This is a genomic window from Lacicoccus kunmingensis DSM 17847 (assembly GCF_059568765.1).
Genome location: NZ_JCANUC010000010.1, coordinates 1 through 18,597 on the forward strand (window position 1 = coordinate 1; position 18,597 = coordinate 18,597).

Genomic DNA, 18,597 nt, shown 5'->3' on the forward strand with positions numbered 1-18,597 from the left:
AACCGGCAATATGGAGCGATTTAATCACTTGATTCACACATCATCGGAACACCCACTGTCCTCGGGGATGCGCAGGGTGTTGCGTACGTTTAAAAAGTACAGTCCGTATATCCAGAACACACTGGCCTATCCAACACTCACAAATGGCCCGCTGGAAGGCATCAATAACAGTATCAAAACATTAAAACGCGTGGCTTTTGGCTATCGTAACTTTGCGCATTTCAGAGATCGTATATTATTAATGACCCGGTTATACCGACCACAAATAAAAAAAGAGTCTAGCTCGCATAAAGCGAGCTAGACTCAAGGATCTCAATGCCCATCAACCTGATTTGACGTAGAGCCTAGTTTTAACAGGCCGTCGCGGAGTTTACGAGTACTTATTAAACTTCACTAACAGGTCGTCGTCCGGCCCGCGAGAGCGCATTAACCACTTACTTATACAAAGGTACTTCGAAATGGTCGAGTACAAATTTAGGTACGAAGTATCTGCCTGTCTTCTTCGGGTCTACGACCTGGTTGACCTGGGTGTGGCCGGTGAGGCTCATCAGCTTGGCCATTTCATTCAATGATTTTTTAGTATATGGCTGAAGGAACTTGATCATTTCTTTAACGCTCTGATCGACAGCAATATTCAAGTCTTCATCGGAAACGTTCATGAATGCACCTTCATCATTGACGAGAAGCGGGTGAGCGATATCGATATCTTCCACAACTTCCAATTTAACTGTCACTTCTGCTTCAACTTCCAAGCCGGATACACCGATTTCGCCGTCCCCCATAGCACCGTGAACGTCACCGAGTCCGAATAATCCACCTTCATGGAAAGCAGGGAGATAAAGCGTACTTCCTTCAGTAATCTTGATGGAATCCATGTTTCCGCCGTGGGCATCGGGCGTGCCATTATTTACAGGGTCCCCTTCCGGCGCAACGCCGATGACGCCGATCATTTTATTGACAGGAATTTTAAAGCCATCAAAATCGACGGTATTATTCTTTTTATCAATCGGCAAAATTCTTCTTGTAAACTCTGTCACCTCATCGCCCATTACACCAGACTGGGGCCCTGTGACCACAATGCCCTGGTCGCCGATATCAATTTTCCCGATTGTCACCTTAAGGGCATTTCCGGGCTTCAGACCGTTTACATATACCGGACCTGTTGCCGGGTTGATCTCATCCCAGTTCAGCCCGCTCGAAGTATCTTCTTCAACGGTAATCTGGCCGGTAAAACAATCATGGGCTTCCAGTGTAACCGTATCTCCGGAATCCACGTAAATTGCAGGTGAGTTATTCTTGTCCATTGCATAAAATTTGTTGTCTCTGCTTAAATTATGATGCATGATACCCCTCCAATATGTATTTGAAAATTTAACATGATACCTCTAGAATACCTTTAAATTAAGAAGATTTGAAGTTTTTAGAATTAAACATGCGCTTATCATGGACTAATGACTTTAAACTAATATAAAATATATAAGTAGCTGATACATAACGGGGGAGCAAAATGAAGCCACAAATTTTATTGCTGGGTACGGATCATTTGAGTCACCGATTTGCAGATTCAGACCCGGATGAAGAGTATTTAACAGGCCTTTATAAATTAAGGCAAACTTTAATCGACTATCAACCGACAAGAGTCTGTATCGAAATGGAAGCAGATGACCAGAAGGAAATTAATGCTTCCTATGCAAGGTATAAAGATAAATCACATAGATTTTTTAAAAATGAATCATATGATTTAGGATTTTATATTGCGATGAAAAGTGGACTGAGTGAAGTGGTTGCGATGGACAGAATGTCGGATGACGGTAAAAACACGAGTGTCTTAGATGTGATTGAGTGGGCAAAGTCAAAGAATGATAATCATCCGTTTTTAAAAAAGCTGCAGGATTTTCAAAATGCATATGAAGAATACTTTAATATAAATGACCCTTATGAATTATTTTTAGAGTTAAATAAAGAGAGTCTGTACTCAAAGGATGAGTCATTATATAGTTCAATGGTATCATTAGGAGATGATATGGAAACTTCAATTCCATGGCTCAGCTGGTGGTATAAAAGAAATATGATCATGGCCCATCATATTTCAAAAGATTTAATAGAGAAGGACAAAGTTATTGTGATTGTCGGCCAATCTCATCTGTACATATTAAAACAGATGCTGGGAGGGTCAGATGATTACGATGTACTGACTTTTTATGACTACGTTCAAAAAGAAACATGACAATAACAGTATTCAACATGTATGCTGTGGTCAGGTAAATTTCAATAACACCGTATACCGGAGGAGCGGAGAAATTTATAACAATGTCAAGTTTAGTCATTTATTTGCTCGTATTCATATTGAGTGCAATACCAATTTTCGAAGCCATATACGTCATCCCCATCGCTATACTCGGCGGAACGAATTTCCTGCTGACTTTAATCATAGGGCTCGTGGGGAATGCTCTGACAATATTACTGGTCGTAGTGTTCAGTGAAAAAATCGGTCAATGGTTTATGAAAGATAAGGAATCGAAAAGAGGCAAGCGTGCGGAAGGTATTTGGAAAAAGTTCGGATTTTACGGTTTCATACTGGCTGGACCGACACTGATCGGTACACATCTCAGCGCCATCGCCGCATTATCTTTCGGCGCATCCAAAACGAAAACGATGACATATATCACTTTGAGCATGATCGTCTGGGCTGTTGCGCTGTCCATACTCGCGAATTACGGTATTGATTTCCTTAATCTTGAAGATATGCAGTTTCTGCAGAAATATTTAAATTAAAAAGGCCGTCGTGCCTTTTTTATTTAATCCGGGAATTATATAAAAATTATGATTCCAATGGAAGGTGACAACATGATAAAAATTATGCCGGAGGATGCAATACTCAATATGTGGATTAATGAATTCACATTCGATTTTGATGTATTTTATTTAACGGAAGACAGCACGCCAATCTTTCAGAACCATTTGGAAGACGCGGCCATACATACAAAAAAAGAATTTTTCAGACACACGCTCGGAAACGATATAAAGTATATCAATCACTATGAATTCTGGCTGATGCAACCGGAAGCGACCCATATCCTCACTGCACAGAGAGGGTGGTTCGAAAGTCTGTCAGCAGAACTGAAGTTCAAACTGCTGGCGATGCAGTCCGACTTGGGCCGGGGGTTTATTTACCCGAAGGAATTATTGCCGCATCCAAAATTCGATGACTACTCTTTGGAAAATAAAACCATCCTCACATCGAGTCTGGTGGATCAGATGTCACACCACGAAAAAGGAGAAATTCTCCGGTACGGCGTGGAAGCGGAGGCAGACAATATCGTTATCGGGGTAAGAAAGAATACACCGGATCATATAACAACTGTTGCCAATTCATTTTCCACCGTGAACGGCAGCAACTGTTTCGGTGCGACTTTGTTTGCGATTACTGGAGATGAGAAATATTTACCGGAATGGGTCCATCAGGAGTCGTTCAGTGAAGGTCTCAGAAAAAATGGATATAAACTGACTTCGGATGGAAATAGAAAAGGGGATGTCATCCTCTGGGCAGACGATAAAGGGACAGTCAGACATGCATGTTATTATTTGGGTGATGGTTTATATTTCAATAAAAGCGGACAGAAAATTTATAACCCCTGGAAGATTGCCGGCTGGCGGGAATTGAATGATGACTGGGATCATTATAAACATTTAATATACAGAAAGTAGGGGAAGTGTTCAGCAATGTTTAATTTTGCAGTTTACTTAGCGATATTGACAGCTGCCGCTATACCATTTTTTGAAGCGACGTTTGCGGTGCCTCTTGGCATTTTAGGCGGGGCAAACCTACTTCTGTCACTAATTGCCGGGGTTTTTGGGAATTTCCTGACAATCGTCGTTGTCGTCATCTTCAGCGAAAAGGTCAGGAACTGGTTTATAAGAAATAAAGAATCCAAAAGAAACAGACGTGCTGAAGGCATTTGGAAAAAGTTCGGGTTTTACGGATTTATATTACTGGGTCCGATATTGCTCAGCTCACACGTCACCGCAATTGCTGCAGTGTCATTCGGTGCGACGAAAATGAAGACTGTAGTGTATGTCACTATAAGTATAATTATATGGACAGCAACGCTTGCGGTATTGGCATATTTCGGCATGGACATGCTGGGTCTGGAAAATGTGCAGTTTCTGGATAAATATTTGAATTAAAAAAGGGCCGTCACGGCCCTTTTTCAATTTATTCCGGGAAGGATACATTTTCCAGTCTGATGATACCGACCGGGTCGATTTCAACACCTTCGACAAGCGAAGTGTTTACACCCGGGCCAAGCTCACCGTAGTAGAGCGGGGTGATCGGCAGGTCGTCCACCAGCATCTGCTGTGCTTCGGCATAATGTTCCGCGCGGGTGTCTTCATCACTTTCCTGTCTGCCGGCTTCAAGCACTTCGTCGAGTTCCGGGTTGGAATAGTTCCAGCGGTTACCGGAACCATCCTGACTTTCTGTATGGAACATCGGATAGAGGCCGTAGTCGGGGTCCCCGGTCACGGTAATCCACTGCAGCATGAACATATCATGGTCGCCCTGTTCCGCCATTTCCAGGAATGTACCGAATTCATACTGTTCGATTTCCAGGTTGATGTCGATTTCACCCAGTCTGTCCTGCATGAAGAGCGCGATATCTCTGTTCACTTCGTCATCTGAAATCCAGATTGTCGCATCAAAACCGTCTGGATGATTGGACTGTTCGAGATACTCGCGCGCCTGATCCAGGTCGTATGCCATCTCATCCTGAGACTCATCGTGTCCGATGACGGATGGTGAAATATGTGTCGAGGCGAGTACGCCGCGGCCATCCTGTATCTCATTGATGATGCTTTCACGGTCGATGGCGTGTGATATCGCCTGTCGTACATTTTCATCGTCGAAAGGCTCTTTTTCATAGTTGAATGCAACGTATGTCATGGACAGGCCCTGCTGATCGATGATATCCGTATCGTCGTGATCCCTGACACGCTGCATGTTTTCAGCATCGACACTGTCGTTGACAGCAATGCCGCCGGTTTCCAGTTCGGCTAGCCTTGCCTGATTTTCTGGAATGACTCTGTAAGTCACCGTTTCAAAATTGCGTTCTTCTCCGTGGAATTCATCGAACTTTTCAAGGACGACATTTTCCCCGGGATTTCTCTCCTGAAGCTGCAGATGGTTTGTACCATCCGGATTTTCAGCGATCACTTGTCCAAGATTTTCTGAAATTTCTTCCGAAAGATCTTCGAATTCATCTCCGCCTTCTTCTCTCATTTCATAATAGTCTTCCACTGATACATCCGATTCCGCACCGTCGAGTGCGTTCTGATAATCTTCATCAATGACTTCCTTGCTCATGATTCCCGCTGTGTTATGTGCCAAATGGCTGAGCAATGGTGCAAATGGATATTCAGTATGGAAATGGACTTCATGGTCATCCACAACTTCAATATCTTCGACCATTTCGAACATGAATGCCACCGATGACCCGACCGCAGGGTCGAGCAGCCGGTCGATGGTCGCTTTCACATCTTCCGCCGTAAATTCAGAGCCGTTATGGAAAGTGACATCTTCTTTTAAAGTGAAACTCCAGGTGTTGTCATCCACCTGTTCCCAATCCGTCGCAAGTCCTTCACCAATTTCCATATCGAGGTCCTGGGCGACAAGCGTATCGTAAATCTGTGTTCTCAGCTGAGCCGATGGTATGTCGTTTGAAGTATGCGGATCCATCGTGACCGGTTCGTTCGTCATGCCGATCGTCAAGTCTCCCCCTTGTCCGCCGTCCTCTGAAGCATTATCCCCTTCTGCCTGCTCATCCACATTGCCGTCATCGGTACAGGCTGCGATTACTAGCACCATGATGAGTATCAACGGGACAAGCCAAAACTTTTTGTCCATCCTTCTTCCCCCTTGTTTTAGTGTAATTTTATTGTACCGGAAATCGAAATAAATTACAAAATTTATTACGAATATTCAGTAAATTTAATGGGGGTAAAAAAAGAGGGCGGCCGGAGCCGTCCCTGTACTAGTTTTTATAAACGGTAAAATCCGTTTCGTTGAAAGAAACGATTTGATTGATGTAATGGTCGAATATGCCGGTCTCGATGACTCCGGGTATATTGATCAGTTTATTATGAAGTGATGAAATGTCCGGAATGGATGTGAACCGGCAGTCCGCAATGTAATTACCGTTATCGGTAATAAAGAGCGCCTCTCCGTCCAACCGGTCTGTTATCCCGGCTTCAGCAACCTCTTCAATCTGGGTCTTTGTCAGTTCAAATAAAAACGGATTGATCTCCACCGGGATTTTGAGACCTTCAAATGACTCGGTCAGTTTATTCTCTTTTGCGACGATGATGATGTCCTTTGAAAAGTAGCCGATCTGCTTTTCCCGGAGCAGGGCGCCGCCGAATCCTTTAATCGCTGCGTGCGATGGTGTGAAGTAATCTGCACCGTCAATCGTCAAATCAATCTTTTCTATATCGAGCGCAGTGCCGAGCCGGTATTCGTGCAGAAGATTCTCCGTCCGTTTGGAAGTGGGGACGAAAGTCACATCCAAATCATTTTGCCGGATGTATTGTGCAGCAGCGGGGATATACGCTTCAATCGTCGAACCGGATACCATACCGATGATCGACCGGTCAGTGATGTGCAGATTTAAATAATCATGAACCAATTTCATAAAATGACCTCTTTCTGCCAGTGGCGATGATTTTATTTCTGTGCAGCTTCAACAAGTGCATGAAAAATTTTCTTTGAAGGTCCGTCACTGAAGTAGGTGCCTTCCGGATGCCACTGAAGACCCATGACAAAGTCATGTGCCGTGCTTTCAACAGCCTCGACGACACCGTCGGGGGAGGTGGCGGAGATGATGAAATGATCCGGCACATCTTTGTTTGCCTGGTGATGGAAAGTATTCGTCTGGATTTTCGTTTCACCGACAATTCTATGTAATAAAGACCCGTCTTCAATGTTCACTGTATGCGCGAGGTAATCCCTCGACGCTTTCTGAGTATGCTGATTCACTCTGCCGTCAATCTGGTCATAAATATCCTGATACATAGTGCCGCCCTGCTGAATATTCAAAATCTGTGCACCGCGGCAAATTCCGAGTACGGGTATGCCTTTTGCCAGTGCATGTTCAATCAGGCCGCTTTCATATTCGTCTCTTCCGGGTTCTATTTCACCGAGCTGCTGATGGGGTTCTTCATTGAAGAGGGCAGGTTCGATATCATTCCCGCCGGTCAAAAGCAGTGCATCAATCTTTTCAATCTGGGCTTTTATTTTCTCCGTGTCCAATGTTTTGGCAAGCACCATCGGTACGCCGTCCGAATCGTTGATAGCATCGATATATGACGTAGGTAAAGTCAGTCCTTTGTCTGAGATAAACGTAGTGATTCCTATGATAGGTTGTGCCATACTGATTCCCCTTTATATATATTTACACTAAAGGGTAGCACAGACCCGGCAGGGCGACAAAACAAAAAGCAAGACTGATTACTCAGCCTTGCTTTTTTGAGCAGCATCGATGAATGCTTCCATAATTTTTCGTGAAGACTCGTCAAACTCAAATGCATCTTCCGGGTGGAACTGCAGTCCCATGACAAAGTCATGTTCCTTACTTTCAATGGCTTCGATGACCCCGTCCGGTGCGACGGCGGATACATCGAACGATGCGCCGATGTCGTGGTTGGCCTGATGATGGAAACTGTTGACAGACATTTCGGTTGTGCCGACAATGGCATGAAGCTTCGTGCCTTCCATGACTTCAATTTTATGATTCAGGAAATCACGATCTGAGGCCTGCTTGTGCTGAATGAGTGACTCTCCGTATTCAGATTCCAGATCCTGGTACATCGTACCGCCGGCAATACTGTTTAACAGCTGGCTGCCGCGACAGATGCCGAGTATTGGAATATCTTTTTCCATGGCCAGCCGGATCAGTTCCAGTTCGTACTTGTCACGGCCGGCCTCAACCTTTTCCAGCTTCGGATGCGGGTTTTCACCATAAGTGTCCGGGTCGATATCACTGCCGCCGGTCAGAAAAAGTGCATCGATATGTTCAAGTTGTCCTTTGATGACATCTTCATTTTCAACTTTTGGAAGCAGCAGCGGAATGCCGCCCAGCTTGGAAATGGAGTAGATGAAAGTCGAACGGAGCTCCAGATGATTTCCGCCGACAACTTCCGTAGTCAGTCCGATAATAGGTAATGTCATAATTAATCCCTCATTTTTAAAGTGGTCATTATAACAATAAATACCCATTACCGGATGATTTAATCTATCTGTCAGTTTTCCACGATACCGTCGTAAGAGGGGATGCTGCCCCGTTCAAAACTGCCGAGGACGTTTACATAGGCCCCTTTGGATGTAATCTTATCGAGTGCATTCGCAAGACCGGATTCCTGAATGCCGCTTTCGACATCGATGAAGAATCCGTAGGAAAACGGCTTGTTCTGAATCGGTCTCGACATCAGATACACCAGGTTCACATCATTTTCTTTGAATATGCTCAACAGTTCGTTCAGGGACCCCGTACTGTGGTCCGTTTCAATGTACAGCGATGTTTTATTTTTAAAGTCGGATGAAGTGCCGTTCCGGTTCTTGAAAAATAAAAACCGTGTCGTATTGAGCGGGTTGTCACTGATGTTTTCCCTGATGACAGACATGTCATACAGCTTTGCCGCATGGCTGCCTGCGATGCTTGCGATCGTTTCATCCGGTGATTCTTTGACCATCTGTACGGCCCCTGCAGTATCCTGGAACTCGAGCACTTCAATATTTGGATACTGGCTCAAGTACGTATAGCACTGTTCGAGTGCCTCCGGATGCGAATAGACCTTCGTAATTTCCGATAATTCAATTGGATTTTTAGTGATTAAAGCGTGATCGATTTTTACGTAGATTTCACTGATTGCCTCAACTTCCAAATATTTCATCAAGTCGATCGTTCGTGTGATGGGTCCGCTTGTGGAATTTTCTACAGGCAGGGCGATGTAATCCACCTCGTTATTTTGCAGCGCTTCGACCAACAGTTTAAATGTAAGATACCCTCTGGTCTCATAATTTTCCCCATCTGCGAAGTTTTTGCAGGCAACTGTGGAATAGCTGCCTTCAACACCTTGATAGCCGATAATCATATAATTCTCTCCTTTAATCACAAAATCTGACGGTTTTATTTTATGAAAACCTGTATTGAGCTTCGTGTAACGCTCTGTATTCACCGTTATCTATATTTAACAGTTCATCATGTGTACCACTTTCTACAATACCATCATTTGTCACAACCATAATACGATTTGCATTTTTAATCGTTGCGAGCCTGTGTGCAATGACCAATGTTGTACGACCTTCCGACAGAAGGTTGAGCGCTTTTTGGATTTCGAGTTCAGTTGCGGTATCGAGTGCACTTGTCGCCTCATCCAAAATGAGAATCGGCGGATTTTTAAGGAACATACGTGCAATGGAAATACGCTGTTTCTGACCGCCTGACAACTTGACGCCGCGTTCACCGACGACTGTATCGAGACCTCTCGGATAACCGTCCACGAGTGATTTCAGCTGCGCTTTTTCTATCGCATCGTAAACTTCTTCGTCTGTCGCGTCCGGCTTGCCGTATGCAACATTATCTCTCAATGTGCCTGAGAATAAAAACACGTCCTGTTGGACGGTACCGATATTTTCCCTCAGGGTCGGCAATGTGTAATCACGGATATCCGTGCCGTCAATTTTGATCTGACCGGCGGAGACATCATAAAATCTCGGGAGCAGTGCAGCGAGTGTCGTCTTTCCGGCACCGCTCGGACCGACGAATGCAATCGTCTCGCCCGGATGAATCGTAAGGGAAATGTTATTCAGCACTTTCTTTTCTTCATAGCCGAATGTCACATCGTCATATTCGATATGACCTCTGACGTCGGTTAACGGCACTGCATTTTCCTTTTCCTGGACATCAGGCACTTCCCGTAATATTTCAGTGAAATGCTTGAAGCCGGCGATACCGTTCGGATAAAGTTCAATCACAGCATTGATTTTCTCAAGCGGTTTGAACAAAATATTTGATATCAGTATGAAAGCTGCAAACTCACCGAATGTGAGCTCTCCCTGCATCGTGTAATAGGCGCCGGCAATGAGTATGAAGACCGTCACAAGACGCATCAGCATGTATGTGGATGAAGTGTTCAGCGCCATAATTTTATAAGCTTTCAGCTTCGTTGCCCGGAACGCATCATTCAGCTTTCTGAAGTTGTCCATTTCACGGTCTTCATTCGCATATGCCTGAACCAGGCGGATACCGCCGATCTTGTCTTCGATCATATGGTTGAAGTCTGAAACGCGTGAGAATAATTCCCTGAAAGCCACCGTCATTTTTTTATTGAAGTAAATCGCGATGATCAAAATGAACGGTACGATAATGAATGAAATTACAGCAAGCTCAGCATGTATGGATAACATGATACCAAAAGCGCCGAGCAGAGTCATTACAGCGATGAATAAATCTTCCGGACCGTGATGGGCCATCTCTCCGACATTCATCAGGTCATTTGTCAGACGCGTCAGCAGTTTCCCGGTTTTCGTATTATCGAAAAAGCTGTGGGACAGGCGCTGGATATGGCCGTAAAGATCATTACGTATATCCCGCTCGATATTCGTCCCGAGCATGTGGCCCCAATATGTAACGATAAACTGCATGAAAGTATTGAAAGCATAGATCAGCAGCAGTCCTGCGGATGCAAAAATAATCCACTGCCAATTTCCGGAAGGCAGCAGCTCATCTATGAACAGATTGACGATTAGTGGAAAGGCGAGTTCCAGAAGACCGACCAGAACTGCACAGAAAAAATCGACAAAAAATAACATCTTATATGGAACATAATAAGAAAAGAATTTCCGCACTGAAATAACCTCTTTTACATTATAATTGTGGATATTATTATAGCATGGACAGGGAATTTTTAAGATATCCCGGAGAAAAATCATGAGATTATAAAGTCCTGAACACTTTTGTGAAAATTTGCTTATAAAATGATCAGATAATATATGCTATTATTGAATTCAAAATAACACTATCGGATGTGATTTAAGTGAGTATTGCAAGGAAAAAAATATATGAAGAAATATCCGATATCATTCTGTCGGACATAAAGTCGGGAAAACTACAGCCTGGAGATAAACTTCCGGCAATTACAAAAATGGCAGATTCCTACGGGGTCTCACAGGCGTCTATCCGAGAAGCGCTGAACAGGCTTAAAGTGTTGGATGTCATCCATGTAAAACATGGTCATGGCTCATTCGTCAACCGGCAGATGCCGCTCGGTTTTGAGCAGAATTTTGAAATCATAACAAAATCGGATATCGCTAATCTGCTCGATCTGAGAAAAATCATTGAAGTCGGCTGTGCGAGGAATGCATGTGAAACCGCAGATGCGGACGACCTGATAAAAATCGAAGATGCACTTCAGAAAATGCGGACGGCAGTCGAGAATAATGAACTCGGTGAACAGGCGGATTATGATTTTCATATGGCAATCGCAGCAGCCACAGGCAACCCGCTGCTGATCGATCTTATGGAAGATGTTTCGGATACGATGATCCGTACGATGAAAGAGACGAGAAGAATATGGTTGTATGAAACAAAAAAATCGATTCAGAAGATTTACGATGAACATAAACTGATTTTAAAAGCGATAAAAGATAAAGATGGAGAAGCAGCGGCGAGAAATATGTACAGACACCTGAAAGAAGTGGAGGACCTGCTGTTGACACATTATTAGGGAATCCCGCTCAGGGATTCTTTTTTATAGTTTTAAAAAACAATTGACATTCAGAAAGCGATTACATAAAATAGCTACATATCATAAAGTCATCTAGTCATCTGATGACTAAAGCTCGTATTTTATAAAAAGGGGCCACATCATGTTAGTATTTTTAAGTATTTTACCAGTCTTATCCATCTTCTTCTTCCTTGTTATTATGAGATGGTCTGCTAAAAAAGGTATGTTATACAGCTTTATCATTACTGTTCTGATCGCGTTTTTTGGCTGGCAGATGGGCGTTGTAGAAATTACAGCCGCATCAATCAAAGGGGTCATGACCGCTTTGGAAGTGGGTGTTATCGTATTCGGGGCAGTGCTTCTGCTTAACGTTTTAAAAGAGAGCGGGGCAGTGGCTACGATACGTGCATCATTTACAAGCATTTCTCCTGACAGACGTGTACAGGCGATTATTGTCGCATGGTTATTCGGTACATTTCTTGAAGGGGCTGCAGGCTGGGGCGCACCGGCCACAGTCGTCGGCCCGCTGCTTATTGCACTCGGCTTTCCGGCACTGGCTGCTGTAATGATTGCATTGATGCTTCAGTCCGCACCGGTTTCATATGGTGCAGTCGGTACACCGATACTTGTCGGTGTGAACACCAGTCTTGAAAACCAGCCGGTAGTGAATTCTTTCTTAGACGGACAAGGTATGGAACTTTCATCATTCATATTCAATGTCGGAGGACAGGTTTCTATCTTCCATGCCATGGTGGGGCTTTTTATCCCGCTGTTCATGTCCGCGATGCTGACCAGATTTTTCGGAAAGAACAAAAGTTTTCTTGAAGGTTTGAAAGTATGGCCGTTTGCGATTTTTGCAGGATTGGCTTTTGTCATTCCATTTTCTCTGACTGCAAATTTCCTCGGACCTGAGTTTCCGTCACTTATCGGTGGACTTGTCGGTTTGGCGATCGTCATCCCGCTGGCAAGAAAAGGGTTCTTGATGCCGAAGGATACTTTCGATTTTGAACCGCATGAAAGCTGGGATAAATCATGGATCAGCAATATGAAGAGTGAACCAAGAGCGCCAAAAGATATTTCAATGTTCAAAGCATGGCTGCCGTATATACTTGTTGCACTGCTTCTTGTCGTGACAAGAATCGAGGCACTGGGTCTTAATGCATTATTGTCAAAATGGTCTGTCGCGTTCGATGACATTCTTGGCACGGGGATTGAACACAGTTTCACACCGCTGATGATTCCGGGTGTTGTATTTATCGTCGTTGCAATATTGACAGGGTGGATACATAAGCTCAATATGGCAGGAATGGGCGATGCATTTAAAGTTTCAGGAAAAACAATCTTGTCTGCGATGGCTGCATTGATTGTATCTGTACCGCTTGTACAGGTGTTCATCAATTCAGGCATCAATGATGCCGGGCTTGAATCGATGCCGCTTGTGCTCGCTCAGGCTGCAGCCGGATTGTTCGGTGACAGCTGGCCGCTGATTTCTCCGACTATCGGTGCGCTGGGGGCTTTCGCAGCAGGAAGCAACACAGTCAGTAACATGATGTTCGGACTGTTCCAGTTCGGTGTTGCAGATGAAATCAGTGCGAACCCGCTTATCATTGTCTCACTTCAGGCTGTCGGCGGTGCCGCAGGTAACATGATCTGTGTGCACAACGTCGTTGCTGCAAGTGCAGCTGTCGGCATGATCGGTAAAGAGGGAACGATTATTGCCAAGCTTCTGATTCCGACCGCATTTTATCTTGTATTTGCCGGTGGACTCGGCTTTGTCTGGATCAATGGATTCGGACTCAACGCCGGCTCAATCATTGTTTTAATTGTTCTGGTTGTGATAGTAGGATTCATACTGCGTTCTTATAAGAAAATCGGTGTGAATACAAACGAATAATATAATAAAAATAAGGTGACCGGCAGCTGCCGGTCACCTTATTTAATGTGTGGATTCATGCTGGATCTCTGAGAACCAGTTCTGGTAATTTTCAATGTCAATGTCGCATGTGTTCCTCACTACAATCGGGGACACTGTAATGTAATTCTGCTGTATGTAGAAAACATCGGAGCGTTTATTATACTGGAAGCTGTCTTTAGTATCTTCAAGGAAATAATAAATGTCCGAATCGAGAGATATCAGTTTTTTAAACTTGTATTTTGAGACATTTGTATCCATCGGCAAGACTTTGAATCCTTTTATATTGGACTTTGTCTCGTTTGGTATATTGATATTAAAGACGGGCCGGCCCGGCAGAGTTTTAGTCATGATGTATGACAATAGTTCATATATGGTGTCTTTTATTTTGGAAAAGTTGATATTGCATGCATTGAATTCGTCAATGGCGATGGAAGCCGACGGTATGTCATGCAGGAATGCTTCTTCTATCGCTCTTGTGGAAGGTGATTTAAAAGCATCACGACCGACATTTGCACCGAGGTTGATGCCCGAGAATACGAAGTCGGGATAGCCGTCGGTAATCTCCTCAATGCCGAGTTTGACACATTCCGAAGGCGCGGCATCTACAGTATAAGCATCAATGGCATCCGAGTACTCCACTTTTTTCAGGCTGAGCGGCCTGTTGAGCGAAGATTTCACATTGTTGATGTAGTCATTGTTCTGAGGACAGATGACCGTAACTTTACCGAAGTGGCTGAGCAGTTCGCTTAAAGCGATGACGCCGGCTGAAAATATGCCATCTTCATTGGTGACAAGTATTTTCAAAATAAATAACACCCTCCCTGGAAAACAATAATTGATGTGTAATTCATATACCGTATCGATCATTGTAAAGGAAGATTATTAATTTAATATGAAGTTGAAATTACATATTGTAAAATTGAATGTGATTGGGTGTTTATTTTACGGGGGAATGATAGAATTCGGCGACTGTAAACGGGTAATGTGATAATATAATTGAGAAAAGTTTTGTGTGAGATGGAATAGAGATTCTTAACAATCTGGAGTGGTTCAAATGACAAAATTAAATATCGGCCTGCTATATGGCGGGAAATCGACGGAGCACGAAGTTTCAATGCGCTCTGCTGAAAGTATTTTAACAGTGCTGGATAAAGATAAATATAATATAACCCTGATTCATATATCAAAGGACGGGGAGTGGCTGCATGTCCCCGGCAATGATCAGATTGCGGACCTGAGCGTAGATGAGACTGCCAATAAACTGACGGTGCGTCCGTCAGGACAGCTGGCCGAGCTTCCGGCAGACGTGAAACTGGACGTTATCATGCCCGTCCTTCATGGTACATTCGGAGAGGACGGCACGGTGCAGGGACTGCTTGAGATTGCAGAAATTCCGTATGTCGGATGCAACGTCAGAAGTTCCGCGGTATGCATGGACAAAGATATGACAAAGCGTCTGTTGAAGCTGGAAGGCATCGGTGTGGCGGAATCCGTCCTGTTCAAATATCATGAAAAGGACGATGTGAACTTTTCAGAAGTTGAAAAGGGACTGGGCCTGCCGATGTTTGTGAAACCCGTCAACCAGGGGTCGTCCGTCGGCGTTTCCAAAGTGACGGATGAGAATAGTTTCAAAGAGGCGCTTACACTCGCATTCAAGTACGATACAAAAGTGATTGTGGAAAGTGCGCTCGTGGGACGCGAAGTCGAAGTGTCCGTACTCGGCAACTCAAACCCGTTCGTATCCGTTCCGGGTGAAATCATTCCGGATGACGGGTTTTATTCCTATGAATCCAAGTATATGGATGAAAACGGTGCAGCCCTTGAAATCCCGGCGAAGGTGGATGCCGAAACGGTAAAAAACCTGCAGGACGTTGCGTTGAAAACGTTCGAAACACTCGATTGTGAAGGCATGGCGAGAGTGGATATGTTCCTGTGTGAAGACGGGCGTATTTTTGTCAATGAAGTGAACACATTCCCGGGCTTCACGAGCATCAGCATGTATCCAAAGCTGCTTGAAGTATCAGGCGTGGGCTATGCAGAGCTCGTTGACCGTCTGATCACTCTTGCAGTTGAACGCCATGAACTGGAAGCGAGCCTGACAACAGATTTTACTTAAAATAAAAATCGCACGGCTCTGAATTATAATGAGCGTGCGATTTTTCATTGAAATGGAAGATTGTATACTGACTGTATGTTAAAATGGACAAAAGTATGAAAGCGCTTCATTTAAATCGGAAAGGGGATATTATGGCAAAGAAAATACACGTTTATGATATTACGGTTTCGACCGGTGAAGTATTTAAAAATGTGGAGATGAAGGGACCGATCAGCAGTATATATTCAGGTATTGCGAATGATTTCATCCCTGTTGAAAATGAAGACGGCCAGACGGTTGAATTGACGAAGTATCAGGTGGTCAAAGCGGTATTGGTCAAGGTTGAAGAATAGATACAAATCAAAAAAGCACCGCGCGAAGCGGTGCAGATCAAAGTTTTATGGGCGCCCGCGATTCAAGTGCGGGTGCCTTTTATTTTTCTTCCATTTCCTTTACGGCTTCTCTGACAATCGGTGCAACTTTTGTGCCGAACAGTTCGATGGTTCTTAAAACCTGGTCATGCGGCATTGTGCCGACAGGGGTCTGGAGCGTGAAGCGGTCGATGCCCATGCGCTTTTTCAAATCGATGATTTTGGCAGCGACTGTTTCAGGGCTGCCGATATATAGCGCACCGTCAGGCTCGATCATGCGTTCATAGTTTTCTCTTGAATAGGCACCCCAGCCGCGTTCACGGCCGATATTTGTCATCGACTGTGAGATTGCCGGGAAGAACATATCTTTTGCTTCCTGGTCCGTGTCCCAGACGAATCCGTGGCTGTTCGTCGCGACTTTCAATTGATCTTCTGAATGGCCGGCCTGTGCGCCCATCTGTCTGTAAAAATCGACGACTCTTGAAAATTGGAACGGGCTGCCGCCGATGATTGCGAGCACTAAAGGCAGGCCGAGCTGTGCGGCTCTCGCTGCCGACTGCGGCGTACCGCCGCTCGCGATCCAAATCGGTATCTCATCCTGGACGGGCTTCGGAAAAATCTCGGCATCCTGGAGAGCCGCTCTCATATTACCGTTCCAATTGATTTTTCCGCCTTTTTGGAGGGTTAATAAAAGATCCAGTTTCTCGTCGAATAATTCATTATAGTCATTTAGATCATAACCGAACAAAGGGAAGGATTCGATAAATGAACCCCCTCCGGCCATGATTTCAGCCCGTCCCCCGGAAAGGCCGTCCAATGTGGAAAAGCGTTCGTAAATTCTGACCGGGTCATCAGATGATAATACTGTGACGCCGCTGGATAACCGTATATTTTTCGTGCGGGAAGCGGCTGCCGCCAGTACTACATCCGGCGAAGTGACCGCGTAATCTTCCCTGTGGTGTTCACCAACTGTAAAAATATCCAAGCCGACTTTATCTGCCAGTTCAATTTCTTCAACCAGGTTTCTCAGTCTTTCGCCATGGCTGATCGTCTGACCTGTCTGTGGGTCAAATATTGCATCACCAAAAGTGTTGATTCCAAGTTCCATAACTTACCTCCACTGTTTTACCTTATTTTAACATGTGTATATTTAAATGAGAGTGTTACTGCTTATGATAAAATAAAAGAAAAGATAATTGGAGTGAAAGTTGAATGAAAGATAAACTGATTGAAAGACTCACACGGTATGCAAAAATTGATACACAGTCGGATGCATCCAGTGAAACGACACCGTCTACTGCTAAACAGTGGGATTTACTGAAAGAGTTAAAAGATGAACTTGCTGAAATCGGCCTGGAGGAAATCACACTTGACGATGAAGGGTACCTGTTTGCATCATTGCCTGCAAATACAGAAAATGCACCGGTCATCGGCTTTTTGGCCCATGTGGACACCGCAACTGATTTCACGGGAACGGATGTGAAGCCGCAAATCGTTGAATATGAAGGCGGGGACATTGTTTTAAATGATTCTGAAAACATTATCCTGTCACCGGATGAATATCCCGAATTGAAAAGATACATCGGGCACACGCTGATTACAACTGACGGGACAACACTGCTCGGTGCGGATAATAAGGCGGGTATCGCTGAAATCATTACAGCAGTGGAACATTTAAAGAACAATCCAGATATCAGACACGGTAAAATCCGAGTGGCATTTACTCCTGATGAAGAAATCGGCAGGGGGCCGCATAAGTTTGATGTGGAAGCTTTCGGCGCGGAATATGCCTACACGGTCGACGGCGGACCAATCGGCGAGCTGCAGTATGAGAGTTTCAATGCAGCAGGTGCTGAAGTGACATTTACAGGTAACAGCGTCCATCCGGGCACTGCGAAAGGTAAAATGGTTAACGCGGGCAGAATGGCTGCAGAATTCATCGGCAAATTCGATGGACTCGACACACCTGAACATACATCCGGATATGAGGGCTTTATTCACCTGATCAGTGTAAACGGCGATGTTGAAAAATCACGGGCACAGTTCATCATCCGTGATTTCGACAATGAAAATTTTGAAGCGAGAAAGACATTGATGGAAACGAATGTGAAGATGCTGCAGGATAAGTACGGCACAGACCGTGTGGATCTATATATGGAAGATCAGTACTACAATATGAGAGATAAGATCGAACCGATGATGCACATCGTGGAAAATGCGAGCCGTGCGATGGAGTCTCTGAATATTACGCCGGATATTAAACCGGTGAGGGGCGGAACGGATGGTTCCCAGCTGTCATATAAAGGGCTGCCGACACCGAACCTGTTTACAGGCGGAGAGAACTTCCATGGTAAATTTGAATATGCTTCGGCGGATGATATGGAAAAATCCGCACAGGTCATCGTTAAAATCGCTGAACTGGTCTCAGGCAAATAAAA

19 protein-coding genes are annotated in these 18,597 nt (G+C 44.5%); 10 read left to right on the forward strand and 9 right to left on the reverse strand.

Going from position 1 to position 18,597, the window contains the following annotated elements; all coding sequences use genetic code 11:
- A partial coding sequence (locus BO48_RS10265) for a transposase (RefSeq protein ID WP_496367374.1) occupies positions 1–301 on the forward strand: 301 nt, incomplete at its 5' end.
- A gap of 133 nt (positions 302–434) precedes the next feature.
- Here the strand turns inward: BO48_RS10265 and BO48_RS10270 are convergent.
- A complete protein-coding gene (locus tag BO48_RS10270; protein ID WP_496367375.1) occupies positions 435–1,343 on the reverse strand; it encodes an acetamidase/formamidase family protein in 909 nt (302 codons plus the stop codon).
- Between the two features lie 164 nt (positions 1,344–1,507).
- On the opposite strand from BO48_RS10270, the gene BO48_RS10275 reads away from it, so the two are divergent.
- The 4 genes from BO48_RS10275 (at position 1,508) to BO48_RS10290 (ending at position 4,188) form a co-directional block, all read left to right on the forward strand.
- Positions 1,508–2,227 (forward strand): DUF5694 domain-containing protein, encoded by a 720-nt coding sequence (locus tag BO48_RS10275; protein ID WP_496367376.1) that lies wholly within the window; start codon positions 1,508–1,510, stop codon positions 2,225–2,227.
- A gap of 83 nt (positions 2,228–2,310) precedes the next feature.
- Positions 2,311–2,775: a small multi-drug export protein gene (locus BO48_RS10280; RefSeq protein WP_496367377.1), complete on the forward strand. Its 465-nt coding sequence runs from the start codon at positions 2,311–2,313 to the stop codon at positions 2,773–2,775.
- 72 nt (positions 2,776–2,847) lie between these two features.
- Positions 2,848–3,708: a hypothetical protein gene (locus tag BO48_RS10285; protein ID WP_496367378.1), complete on the forward strand. Its 861-nt coding sequence runs from the start codon at positions 2,848–2,850 to the stop codon at positions 3,706–3,708.
- A gap of 15 nt (positions 3,709–3,723) precedes the next feature.
- Positions 3,724–4,188, forward strand: coding sequence for a small multi-drug export protein (locus BO48_RS10290; RefSeq protein WP_496367379.1), 465 nt, complete (start codon positions 3,724–3,726; stop codon positions 4,186–4,188).
- A gap of 28 nt (positions 4,189–4,216) precedes the next feature.
- Here the strand turns inward: BO48_RS10290 and BO48_RS10295 are convergent, their stop codons facing one another.
- The 6 genes from BO48_RS10295 to BO48_RS10320 all read right to left on the reverse strand — a co-directional run bounded on the left by BO48_RS10295 (position 4,217) and on the right by BO48_RS10320 (position 10,864).
- Complete coding sequence (locus BO48_RS10295) at positions 4,217–5,902, reverse strand: ABC transporter substrate-binding protein (protein ID WP_496367380.1); 1,686 nt, start codon at positions 5,900–5,902, stop codon at positions 4,217–4,219.
- A gap of 127 nt (positions 5,903–6,029) precedes the next feature.
- Positions 6,030–6,686, reverse strand: coding sequence for a ribose 5-phosphate isomerase A (gene rpiA / locus BO48_RS10300; RefSeq protein WP_496367381.1), 657 nt, complete (start codon positions 6,684–6,686; stop codon positions 6,030–6,032).
- Between the two features lie 32 nt (positions 6,687–6,718).
- A complete protein-coding gene (locus BO48_RS10305) occupies positions 6,719–7,423 on the reverse strand; it encodes a gamma-glutamyl-gamma-aminobutyrate hydrolase family protein (RefSeq protein WP_496367382.1) in 705 nt (234 codons plus the stop codon).
- A 78-nt stretch (positions 7,424–7,501) separates the two neighbouring features.
- Entirely contained in the window at positions 7,502–8,221 is a 720-nt protein-coding gene (locus BO48_RS10310; protein ID WP_496367383.1) for a gamma-glutamyl-gamma-aminobutyrate hydrolase family protein, read from the reverse strand.
- Between the two features lie 71 nt (positions 8,222–8,292).
- Positions 8,293–9,144 (reverse strand): prephenate dehydratase, encoded by an 852-nt coding sequence (locus BO48_RS10315; RefSeq protein ID WP_496367384.1) that lies wholly within the window; start codon positions 9,142–9,144, stop codon positions 8,293–8,295.
- A 40-nt stretch (positions 9,145–9,184) separates the two neighbouring features.
- On the reverse strand, positions 9,185–10,864 hold the full coding sequence (locus BO48_RS10320; RefSeq protein ID WP_496367385.1) for an ABC transporter ATP-binding protein: 1,680 nt from the start codon (positions 10,862–10,864) through the stop codon (positions 9,185–9,187).
- A gap of 224 nt (positions 10,865–11,088) precedes the next feature.
- Here BO48_RS10320 and BO48_RS10325 point away from each other — a divergent pair, with 224 nt between their 5' ends.
- Together BO48_RS10325 and BO48_RS10330 are read left to right on the forward strand one after the other, a co-directional pair.
- Positions 11,089–11,778 carry a FadR/GntR family transcriptional regulator gene (locus tag BO48_RS10325; RefSeq protein WP_496367386.1) on the forward strand — a complete coding sequence of 230 codons (690 nt, stop codon included), beginning with the start codon at positions 11,089–11,091 and terminating at the stop codon, positions 11,776–11,778.
- 142 nt (positions 11,779–11,920) lie between these two features.
- Positions 11,921–13,672 carry an L-lactate permease gene (locus BO48_RS10330; RefSeq protein WP_496367387.1) on the forward strand — a complete coding sequence of 584 codons (1,752 nt, stop codon included), beginning with the start codon at positions 11,921–11,923 and terminating at the stop codon, positions 13,670–13,672.
- A gap of 42 nt (positions 13,673–13,714) precedes the next feature.
- On the opposite strand, the gene surE is transcribed toward BO48_RS10330, so the two are convergent.
- A complete protein-coding gene (gene surE, locus BO48_RS10335; protein WP_496367388.1) occupies positions 13,715–14,497 on the reverse strand; it encodes a 5'/3'-nucleotidase SurE in 783 nt (260 codons plus the stop codon).
- Positions 14,498–14,747: 250 nt separating this feature from the next.
- Here surE and BO48_RS10340 point away from each other — a divergent pair, with 250 nt between their 5' ends.
- Both BO48_RS10340 and BO48_RS10345 read left to right on the forward strand, forming a co-directional pair.
- Positions 14,748–15,809 carry a D-alanine--D-alanine ligase family protein gene (locus BO48_RS10340; RefSeq protein WP_496367389.1) on the forward strand — a complete coding sequence of 354 codons (1,062 nt, stop codon included), beginning with the start codon at positions 14,748–14,750 and terminating at the stop codon, positions 15,807–15,809.
- A 131-nt stretch (positions 15,810–15,940) separates the two neighbouring features.
- On the forward strand, positions 15,941–16,141 hold the full coding sequence (locus tag BO48_RS10345) for a hypothetical protein (RefSeq protein ID WP_496367390.1): 201 nt from the start codon (positions 15,941–15,943) through the stop codon (positions 16,139–16,141).
- A 79-nt stretch (positions 16,142–16,220) separates the two neighbouring features.
- Here the strand turns inward: BO48_RS10345 and BO48_RS10350 are convergent, their stop codons facing one another.
- Positions 16,221–17,267 (reverse strand): LLM class flavin-dependent oxidoreductase, encoded by a 1,047-nt coding sequence (locus tag BO48_RS10350; protein ID WP_496367391.1) that lies wholly within the window; start codon positions 17,265–17,267, stop codon positions 16,221–16,223.
- Positions 17,268–17,371: 104 nt separating this feature from the next.
- On the opposite strand from BO48_RS10350, the gene pepT reads away from it, so the two are divergent.
- A complete protein-coding gene (gene pepT / locus BO48_RS10355; protein WP_496367392.1) occupies positions 17,372–18,595 on the forward strand; it encodes a peptidase T in 1,224 nt (407 codons plus the stop codon).
- Positions 18,596–18,597 lie beyond the last annotated feature (2 nt).

Bases quoted from the DNA above. Each gene is read 5' to 3' on its own strand.
- BO48_RS10270 (WP_496367375.1), bottom strand. From the start codon at position 1,343: ATGCATCATAATTTAAGCAGAGACAACAAATTTTATGCAATGGACAAG.
- BO48_RS10275 (WP_496367376.1), top strand. From the start codon at position 1,508: ATGAAGCCACAAATTTTATTGCTGGGTACGGATCATTTGAGTCACCGA.
- BO48_RS10280 (WP_496367377.1), top strand. From the start codon at position 2,311: ATGTCAAGTTTAGTCATTTATTTGCTCGTATTCATATTGAGTGCAATA.
- BO48_RS10285 (WP_496367378.1), top strand. From the start codon at position 2,848: ATGATAAAAATTATGCCGGAGGATGCAATACTCAATATGTGGATTAAT.
- BO48_RS10290 (WP_496367379.1), top strand. From the start codon at position 3,724: ATGTTTAATTTTGCAGTTTACTTAGCGATATTGACAGCTGCCGCTATA.
- BO48_RS10295 (WP_496367380.1), bottom strand. From the start codon at position 5,902: ATGGACAAAAAGTTTTGGCTTGTCCCGTTGATACTCATCATGGTGCTA.
- rpiA (WP_496367381.1), bottom strand. From the start codon at position 6,686: ATGAAATTGGTTCATGATTATTTAAATCTGCACATCACTGACCGGTCG.
- BO48_RS10305 (WP_496367382.1), bottom strand. From the start codon at position 7,423: ATGGCACAACCTATCATAGGAATCACTACGTTTATCTCAGACAAAGGA.
- BO48_RS10310 (WP_496367383.1), bottom strand. From the start codon at position 8,221: ATGACATTACCTATTATCGGACTGACTACGGAAGTTGTCGGCGGAAAT.
- BO48_RS10315 (WP_496367384.1), bottom strand. From the start codon at position 9,144: ATGATTATCGGCTATCAAGGTGTTGAAGGCAGCTATTCCACAGTTGCC.
- BO48_RS10320 (WP_496367385.1), bottom strand. From the start codon at position 10,864: ATGTTATTTTTTGTCGATTTTTTCTGTGCAGTTCTGGTCGGTCTTCTG.
- BO48_RS10330 (WP_496367387.1), top strand. From the start codon at position 11,921: ATGTTAGTATTTTTAAGTATTTTACCAGTCTTATCCATCTTCTTCTTC.
- BO48_RS10340 (WP_496367389.1), top strand. From the start codon at position 14,748: ATGACAAAATTAAATATCGGCCTGCTATATGGCGGGAAATCGACGGAG.
- BO48_RS10345 (WP_496367390.1), top strand. From the start codon at position 15,941: ATGGCAAAGAAAATACACGTTTATGATATTACGGTTTCGACCGGTGAA.
- BO48_RS10350 (WP_496367391.1), bottom strand. From the start codon at position 17,267: ATGGAACTTGGAATCAACACTTTTGGTGATGCAATATTTGACCCACAG.
- pepT (WP_496367392.1), top strand. From the start codon at position 17,372: ATGAAAGATAAACTGATTGAAAGACTCACACGGTATGCAAAAATTGAT.